The organism is Massilia aerilata, from assembly GCF_042656905.1.
GTDB lineage: Bacteria > Pseudomonadota > Gammaproteobacteria > Burkholderiales > Burkholderiaceae_D > Telluria > Telluria aerilata.
In genome coordinates, this window is the sequence record NZ_JBHSMZ010000013.1 from 1 (window position 1) to 8,911 (window position 8,911).

At 67.9% G+C, this 8,911-nt stretch carries 6 protein-coding genes and 1 rRNA gene; 6 read left to right on the top strand and 1 reads right to left on the bottom strand.

Annotation, left to right across the window (positions count from 1 at the left end):
• Positions 1-269: 269 nt before the first annotated feature.
• The 6 genes from ACFPO9_RS16685 (at position 270) to ACFPO9_RS16710 (ending at position 8,289) form a co-directional block, all read left to right on the top strand.
• On the top strand, positions 270-1,610 hold the full coding sequence (locus tag ACFPO9_RS16685) for an SWIM zinc finger family protein (protein WP_379772316.1): 1,341 nt from the start codon (positions 270-272) through the stop codon (positions 1,608-1,610).
• Between the two features lie 9 nt (positions 1,611-1,619).
• Positions 1,620-3,209 carry a DUF5691 domain-containing protein gene (locus tag ACFPO9_RS16690; protein ID WP_379772319.1) on the top strand — a complete coding sequence of 530 codons (1,590 nt, stop codon included), beginning with the start codon at positions 1,620-1,622 and terminating at the stop codon, positions 3,207-3,209.
• On the top strand, positions 3,206-4,297 hold the full coding sequence (locus ACFPO9_RS16695) for an ATP-binding protein (protein WP_379772322.1): 1,092 nt from the start codon (positions 3,206-3,208) through the stop codon (positions 4,295-4,297). Before ACFPO9_RS16690 ends, ACFPO9_RS16695 begins: the two co-directional genes overlap by 4 nt.
• A 6-nt stretch (positions 4,298-4,303) precedes the next feature.
• Positions 4,304-6,616, top strand: coding sequence for a DUF5682 family protein (locus ACFPO9_RS16700; RefSeq protein ID WP_379772325.1), 2,313 nt, complete (start codon positions 4,304-4,306; stop codon positions 6,614-6,616).
• The gene (locus ACFPO9_RS16705; RefSeq protein WP_379772328.1) at positions 6,606-7,754 is read left to right on the top strand and encodes a VWA domain-containing protein; all 1,149 of its coding nucleotides are present in this window, start codon (positions 6,606-6,608) and stop codon (positions 7,752-7,754) included. Before ACFPO9_RS16700 ends, ACFPO9_RS16705 begins: the two co-directional genes overlap by 11 nt.
• Before the next feature lie 64 nt (positions 7,755-7,818).
• Entirely contained in the window at positions 7,819-8,289 is a 471-nt protein-coding gene (locus tag ACFPO9_RS16710; protein ID WP_379772331.1) for a DUF6328 family protein, read from the top strand.
• A gap of 381 nt (positions 8,290-8,670) precedes the next feature.
• Here ACFPO9_RS16710 and rrf read toward each other — a convergent pair.
• Positions 8,671-8,783: ribosomal RNA gene (gene rrf / locus ACFPO9_RS16715) — 5S ribosomal RNA — on the bottom strand.
• Between the last annotated feature and the right edge of the window lie 128 nt (positions 8,784-8,911).

Sequence of the window (8,911 nt, forward strand, 5' to 3'; positions counted from 1 at the left end):
GTCAGCAGCAGAGAAGTGAGATTATGCAGTGTTTCGCTTAACTCGTCAACCCCTCGTTTTTCTTCAACACCAGCGGAGTTATCAAAACATCCAGCTCAACTACTTGATTTCGTTCAGCTTTTCCGGCACTGCAGAAGCAGGACGCGCACTATAGCAAATGGATGGGGGAGTCCGCAAGCCCCTTCCCGCACGATTGACCATTCTTTCAACATCGCGGAGCATATGCCATCGCTGAGCTGTCCCTTCCATCATTCGCTCGAAAGACATCGGTGACTCTAGCCGCCAACCAGATTCTGGCACTCGCACCCGACCCGGCCTCGGCCAAGGCCGGCAGCCAGTTGTCGGCGGCGCATTACTGGTCGAATCTCGGCCAAAGTGATGCCGCCTTATGGGGCGAATGCCAGGGCAGCGGCAAAACCCCTTATAAGACACAGGTCGATTTGAATGGCCCCGCCTTCAAGTGCACCTGCCCCAGCCGCAAATTCCCCTGCAAGCATGGCCTCGGCCTCTATCTATTGAAAGCGGCCGAGCCGGCACTGTTCAAGGACAGCGCCGAGCCGCAATGGGTCAGCGACTGGCTGGGCAGCCGCCAGGCGCGCCAGGAAAAGAAAGCCGACACTGCCGCCGCGACGAGCACGCAGGATCCGGCGCTCGCCGCAGCCCAGACCCGCAAGCGCGAGGAAAAGCGCGAAGACAAAGTCGATGCCGGCATGCGCGAACTCCAGACCTGGCTGCACGACCTCGCGCGCGAAGGTCTCGCCTCGGTGCGCTCGCGCGGACAAGGGCCATGGGATGCCATCGCCGCGCGCATGGCCGACGCCCAGGCGGCGCCGCTGGCCCGCCGGCTGCGCCGCGCCGGCGGCCTGCTGTATCAGTCCGGCCTGCGCAATGCCGACAGTCTGGTAGCGAACGAACTGGCCTCGATCTATCTGCTGACCCAGGCGTGGCAGCGCCTCGACAGCCTGCCTTCTGCGCTGCAGGCCGATGTGCGCGCCCTGCTCGGCTGGACCGTGAGCCAGGACGACATGCTGCGCCAGCCCGGCATCGACGGCTGCTGGCAGGTGCTGGCCCAAGCCACCTTCGACGACGAGCGCCTGCGCGTGCGCGCCACCTGGCTGCACGGCGGTCCTGACGCGCGCTGGGCCCTGTTGCTGCAATACGCGGCCGGCGCCCAGGGTTTCGAACTGCAGCTCGCGCCCGGTACGGCCTTCGACGGCGAGTTGTGCTTCTATCCGAGCGCCTACCCGCTGCGCGCCCAGATCAGGCGCCAGGAGAACATGCGCCAACTTGCATCGCTGGCCGCGCCGCCCTGTGGCCTGGACACCCTGCTGGACACCCATGCCGATGCGCTCGCCGTCCAGCCCTTCCTCGAGCGCCACCCGGTGCTGCTGGGCGGCCTGGTCCCGGATGCCGCCGACCATGGCATCCTTCGCGGCCCCGATGGACGCGTGATCGCCTTGCATCCCGATTTCCGCCACCCCTGGCATCTGCTGGCCCTGAGCGGCGGCCAGCCGTTGACGGTATGCGGCGAATGGGATGGCCGCAGCCTGCTGCCGCTGAGCGTCTGGCACGACGGCCGGCTGCTGAGCGTCGACGGCGACTTCGTCTGAAGGGAGACCATGAGCGACGACCTGCGCCAGCGCCAGCAACTATTGAAGATCGGGACTGCCCGCGCCGGCCGTGCGCCTGCGCCTCCGGCCCCGCCGCTGGATGCGCTGTTCCCGCAAGCGCAGGCAAGCGAGGCCGAGGCGACGCTGTGGCTCTCGCTCGGTGCGCTCGACCTGTGGGAGCGCAGCGGTTTCCTGCCGCCCGCCGGACCGTCCCATGCGGCGCCCGATCCGGCGCCGCCCGAAGACTTGCGCCCTTGCCCGCCGCATGCGCAAGCGATCCTGTCCCTGCTGCTGGGCGGCCTGTACCCGGCCAGCCTGCAGGCCGAGTGGCTGCGCCTGCTGCAGCGGCATGGCGGCCATCTGCCGCCGCGCTTTCTCCCGCGCCTGCTCGACACGGCCACGCGCCAGCCGGCCTTGCGCGCCCAACTGCTGCCGGTACTTGGCGAGCGCGGACGCTGGCTCGCGCGCATGCAGGCCGAATGGGCCTGGGCCATGAACGACGCCGCCGGCGAAGAAGCGTCGTGGGACACCGGCACGCCTGAGCAGCGCCTTCTTGCGCTGCGCACCTGGCGCGCCCGCGATCCCCAGGCGGCGCGCGATGCGCTGGCCGCGGCCTGGCCCAGCGAGGCGCCGGAACAGCGTACGGCCCTACTGCCAGCGCTCGGCGTTCAGCTAAGCCTTGCTGACGAAGCCTTCCTCGAAGCGGCGCTCGACGACCGCCGCAAGGAGGTGCGCATGGCGGCGCAGCGCCTGCTGGCATCCCTTCCCGGATCGCAGCTGGGCCAGCGCATGCTGGCGCGCCTGCTGCCGCTGCTGCGCGTCGAAAAGCCGTGGCTGGGCAAGGCGCGCATCGAATTGACCCTGCCGGAGACCCATGACGCGGCAATGCGGCGCGACGGCATCGGTGTGTCGGCGCATCCGGGCATCGGCGAAAAGGCTGGCTGGGTGATGGACATGCTGGCGGCCGTCGATCCGCGCGTGTGGGAAAAGCAGTTCGAACGCAGCCCGCGCGAATGCCTGGCCCTGGCCGAGCACAGCGAATTCAGGGCGGTGCTGATGCGCGGCTGGTCCCTGGCCGCGCTGCGCCAGATGGAAACGAATGCCGCCTCCGAGCAGCAGGCCTGGCCGCGGGAACTGGCGCTGTGGTGGGTGGGCGCCGACATCGTGCGGCGCGAAGCGGTGCCGGGCGCCCTGCTCGGCGCGATCGCCGCACGCTTCCATGACAATGCGGGCGGCGCATCGGCGGCCCTGCTCGACGCCCTTCCCGATGACTGGTCCGGCGATCCCGAGCTGCTGCAGCTGCTGCACCGGCTGGCGGACCAATCGCGGGATACCTGGACGCCGGCGCTGACCCGCGCCTTCCTGCTCCGCCTGCAGGCCATCCGCCCCACTTTGATGAAGCAGGGCCAGCTCGGCCCGACGCAGCTGCTGCTCTCGCCCTTCGCTAAAGTCGCCGATCCGGCCGTCGCCGCCGCCGTCGAAGCGGACTGGCGCGCCAGCATCAAGATCGACAGCGAATGGCGCACGACCATCGACCGATTCTTCGACCTCGTGCGCCTGCGCCACGAGATGATTCTTTCATTCCAGGAGCCCGCATGACCGCCCTCGATTCCGTCCTCCGCCAGCATGCGGAGCAGCAGTACGCCGATGAGCTGGACGCCTTGACGGCCGCGGACACGCGCCAGCGCCCGCCGCGCTGGAAGATGTCGCCATGGGCGGTGGCGACCTATCTGCTTGGTGGCCGGCTGGAGAACGGCGCCGAGATCAGCCCGAAGTACATCGGCAATCCGCGCGTGATCGAAATCGCGGTGGCCACGCTCGCCACCGACCGCGCCCTGCTGCTGCTGGGCGTGCCAGGCACCGCCAAGTCCTGGGTCTCGGAACACCTGGCGGCGGCGATCAGCGGCGACTCGACCCTGGTGGTGCAAGGCACTGCCGGCACTAGCGAGGAAGCCGTGCGCTACGGCTGGAACTATGCGCAGCTGCTGTCGAAAGGGCCGTCGCAGGACGCCATCGTACCGAGCCCGGTGATGCGCGCCATGCGGGCCGGGAAGATCGCCCGCATCGAGGAGCTGACGCGGATGCCGGGCGAGGTGCAGGACAGCCTGATCTCGGTCCTGTCCGAGAAGGTGCTGCCGATCGCGGAGCTGGACGACGAGGTGCTGGCGCAGAAGGGTTTCAATATCATCGCCACCGCCAATGACCGCGACCGCGGCGTGAACGAGCTGTCGAGCGCCCTCAAGCGCCGCTTCAATACCGTGATTCTGCCGCCGCCGCGCACCGCCGACGAGGAAGTGCGCATCGTCGAGACGCGCGTGGCCAGCGTCGGCCGCGCGCTCGAGCTGCCGGCCGAGGCGCCGGCGCTGGAAGAGATCCGCCGCATCGTCACCGTGTTCCGCGAGCTGCGCGAGGGCGTCACCGCCGACGGCAAGACCAAGCTGAAGGTGCCGAGCGCCAGCATGAGCACGGCCGAGGCGATTTCGGTGATCACCCACGGCATGTCGCTCGCCGCCCACTTCGGTGACGGCGTGCTGCGCGGCGCCGACCTGGCTGCGGGCATGGTCGGCGCGATCGTCAAGGATCCGCTGCAGGACCGCGTCGCCATGCTCGAATACCTGGAGACGGTGGTCAAGGAGCGCAGCGGCTGGAAGGATTTGTACCGCGCCTGCCGCGAGGTGATGGAGTAAGCGGCGATGAGCGTCCACCTGTTCGGCATCCGCCACCACGGCCCCGGCTGCGCACGCAGCCTGGCCGCGGCGCTGCGCGAGCTGCAGCCGGACTGCATCCTGGTCGAGGGTCCGCCGGAAGCCGATGCGCTGGCGGGCTTCGCCGCGCGCGCCGAGCTGACGCCGCCGGTGGCCCTGCTGGTGTACGCGCCGGCCGAGCCGCGGCGCGCCGTGTTCTATCCCTTCGCCGAGTTTTCGCCGGAGTGGCAGGCGCTGCGCCATGCGGCCGATCATGGCATCGACCTGCGCTTTTGCGACCTGCCGCAGAGCCAGCGCTTTGCCTTGCGCGCGGCCGAAGAGCAGGCGCTGGCACTGGCGCCGGCTGCGCAGCATCCCGACGATGCCGATGCCGATGCGGATACGGATACGGATGCCGCGCCCGCCCAGCCGGAACCGGCAGGCGGCGATCCGCACGCGGACCTGCACACCGACCCGCTGCGCTGGCTCGCCCATGCGGCAGGCTACGGCGACACCGAAACCTGGTGGGACCACCTGGTCGAACAGCGCAGCGACAGTCTCGACCTGTTTGCCGCAATCGCCGAGATGATGACAGCACTGCGCGAGGCCGCCGGTCCTTTGACGGACGCGCTGGAAATGAAGCGCGAAGCGCATATGCGCACGGCGATCCGCCAGGCCGTCAAGGAGGGCCGCGAACGCATCGCCGTGGTGTGCGGCGCCTGGCACGTGCCGGCGCTGGCCGTGCTGCCGAGCGCGAAAAGCGACGTCGACCTGCTCAGGGGGCTGGCAAAGGAAAAGGTGGCGGCAACCTGGGTGCCCTGGAGCCACGGCCGCCTCAGCTTCGCCAGCGGCTACGGCGCCGGCGTCACCGCGCCGGGCTGGTACCGCCACCTGTGGCGTCACCAGGACCGCGCCGCGCTGCACTGGCTGACCGCAGTCGCGACCTTGCTGCGCCGGCACGACCTCGACGCCTCCTCCGCACACGTGATCGAGGCGATGCGCCTGGCCGATACGCTGGCGGCGCTGCGCGAGCGCCCGCGTGCCGGGCTTGACGAATTGATGGAGGCGGTGCGCGCCGTGTTCTGCTATGACAGCGATACGCCGCTGCAGCTGATCGAGCGCGCACTGCTGGTCGACGAAGCGCTCGGCGCGGTGCCGGACGACGTGCCGGCGGTGCCGCTGGTGCAGGACGTGTTCGCGCAGCAGAAGCGGCTGCGCATGGCAGTGCGCGCCGACGCCACCGACCTCGATCTCGACCTGCGCCAGCCCGCGCACCTGGAAAAGAGCATATTGCTGCACCGCCTGGCCCTGCTCGGCGTGCCCTGGGGCCGCCAACAGGCGGTGCGCGGCAAGACCGGCACCTTTCATGAACTGTGGCGACTGGCCTGGGAACCGGAGTTCGCGGTCGACCTGATCGCCGCCAGCCGCTGGGGCGGCACGCTGGAAGCGGCGGCCGGCAGCCTGGCGGCCGAGCGCGCGGCCGCGGTCCGCGGCTTGCCCGATCTGACCGCCCTGATGGAGCTCGTGCTGCTGGCCGACCTGCGCGAGGCGGTGGCGCCGCTGATGGCGCGCATCCAGGACGCCGGCACCCAGACCTCGGACCTCGGCCTGCTGCTGGCCGCCCTGCCGCCGCTGGTCAACGTGCTGCGCTACGGCAGCGCGCGCAAGGTGGACACGGCTACGCTCTCCCATGTGGTCGACGGCCTGGCGGCGCGCGCCTGCATCGCCTTGCCCTATGGCGTGCGCGGCGTGGCCGACGATGCGGCGGCCAACCTGCTCGGCCAGATCATCGCCGCCGACCAGGCGCTGCGCCTGCTGCAGGATGAGGCCCACCAGGCTGCCTGGTTCGGTGCGCTCGGAACGGCCGCCGCCAGCAGCGTGTCGCATCCGATGCTGAGCGGCCGCAGCGCCCGCATCCTGACCGAGCATGGCGAGTGGAGCGCGGAGCGCGCGGCGCAGCAGCTGGCCCTGCACTGTTCGTACGGCGTGCCGCCGCTGGCCGCCGCGCAGTGGCTGGAGGGCTTCCTGCAGGGCAGCGGCGCGCTGCTGGCGCATAGCGACACCCTGTGGCAGATCGTCAACGGCTGGCTGCTCGCGCTGCCACCCGATACCTTTACCGAACTGCTGCCGCTGCTGCGCCGCGCGGTATCGACCTTCAGCGCGCCGGAGCGCCGCGAACTCGGCGAACGTGCGGCGCATACGGGCGGCACCGCGTCCGGCGCGATGCTGACCGCGACCGCGGTGGATCCCGCGCGGGCGCGGCGCGTGCTGCCGATCCTGCATACCCTGCTGGCTTTACCGGAGAACGTCGATGGCGCATGATGAGCGCAATGCCGAAGCGGCGCGCCGCTGGCGCCTGGTGCTGGGCCAGGACGCGGTGTCGAACATCCCCTTGAAGGTCGGGGATGCCGCGATCGACAGCGCCCTCGACGCGCTGTACGGCACGCCGGAGAGTCCGAAGGGCGGCCTGGGCGCATCGGCGCCGCGGGTGGCGCGCTGGCTCGGCGACATCCGCGAGTACTTCCCGTCCAGCGTGGTGCAGGTGATGCAGAAGGATGCGCTGGACCGCCTGGGGCTGCAGCAGATGCTGTGCGAGCCCGAGATGCTGGCCGCGGTCGAGCCGGACGTGCACCTGGTGGCGGCCCTTCTCAGCCTGAACCGCGTGATGCCAAACAAGACCAAAGCCACGGCCCGCAAGGTGGTGGCGAAGGTGGTCGAGGAACTGGAGCGCAAGCTGGCGGCGCCGATGCGGCAGGCGGTATCGAGCAGCCTGAATCGCGCGGTCCGCAACCTGCGCCCGCGCCACCATGAGATCGACTGGCTGCGCACCATCCGCGCCAATCTGCGGCATTACCAGCCCGAGTACCGCACCATCATTCCCGAAACGCGGGTCGGCTTCGGCCGGCGCGGACGTTCGCTGCGCGACATCGTGCTGTGCGTCGACCAGAGCGGATCGATGGCGGCCTCGGTCGTGTATGCCGGCGTATTCGCGGCGGTCCTGGCGAGCATCAAGGCGGTCAGCACCTCGGTGGTGGCGTTCGACACGGCGGTGGCCGACCTGACGCCGCTGCTGTCGGATCCGGTCGAGGTCCTGTTCGGCACCCAGTTGGGCGGCGGCACCGACATCAATCGCGCGCTGGCCTACTGCCAGGGATTGATCACGCGGCCGCGCGAGACCATCTTCGTGCTGATCAGCGACCTCTACGAAGGCGGCAACAATGCGGACATGCTGGGACGCGCGGCCGCGCTCGTAGGCAGCGGCGTCCAGGTGATCGCCCTGCTTGCCCTGAACGATACGGGCGCGCCGGCCTACGACCATGACAACGCGGCGAAGCTGTCCGCGATGGGCATCCCCTGCTTTGCCTGCACACCGGACCTGTTCCCGGACCTGATGGCGGCGGCGATCCAGCGGCATAGCCTGGAACAGTGGACGTCGAAGGCCGGCATCGTGCGCGCCTGATTTATCCATTTGCTCAATCGTGCGTCCGGTTGAATACTGCCGGGTTTGACGTTACTGTCATCCCATGGACGACCAAGCTTCTCAACAACAGAAAAACGAACAGGAGATGCGCGACATTATCGAGGAAGCGCGCTGCATTCTTCCTGGTCTTCAGGCGGTGTTCGGTTTCCAGACGATCGCCGTATTCAATGAACGTTTCACCGACCTGCAAACCTATGCTCAGGTCTGCCATCTGGTGGGATTGTGTCTGCTGGTGGTCGCCATGGGTATGCTGATGACGCCGGCTGTCTACAAGCGCGCGCAGTACGGGCACGCGACTTCGCGCATGGTGCGTACTTCGCGCAAGAGCATCCGTGGTGCGTTGATGCCACTGGCTGTCGGGCTATCGCTGGATATGTTGACGGTGATGTCGCTTGCAACCGACAGCCTCGCGCTCAGCATCGCAGCCGCGGTTGCTTCACTCCTGCTGTTTGTGGGACTCTGGTATCTCATTCCACGAAGCGATCCCATCCAGGTTACCGAGCCGCGCTCCTGATTCGTGTTGCAGTGCCGGGGCTTGTGTGAAGCCCCGAACAGATGAGGGCGCTTGCAACTGGATAATACCTGTATGGCCTGTGCAGCTGACAGGCGCCGGCAGGAATGCCACGAACTGGGCGACACTCGTCTACCTGAAGTTCCGATATCGGGGGGAGCACAGACGGGGATGAGTGTAAGCCCAGCCGTTCATGCGCTAGCGGTCCGTCGGCCTTGCCGACGGGCGCGGGACTGGAAACGGCTGGGCGCGACGCCAATCCAAAAGGAGCCCGTCGGCAGTACGCAATGCGTGCCGTGCTGACGGGTTTTTTATTTATTAGCCGGGCGCTGAAAAGCAAAAAGCCCGCCCAGAATTAACTGGACGGGCTCTGCATAATAATTAGCCTGACGATAACCTACTTTCACACTGGTTGCAGCACTATCATCGGCGCAAAGTCGTTTCACGGTCCTGTTCGGGATGGGAAGGGGTGGTACCGACTTGCTATGGTCATCAGGCATAAACTGTACGGGTATCGCTTCGCTCATGCGTTGCGCTACCCTGAATCTGGAAGAAGTAGTTTTACTTGTAATCTGTTGTGTCAACAAACAGCTGTCATCGACCTGGCTTTGACTGCCAAGGTTAT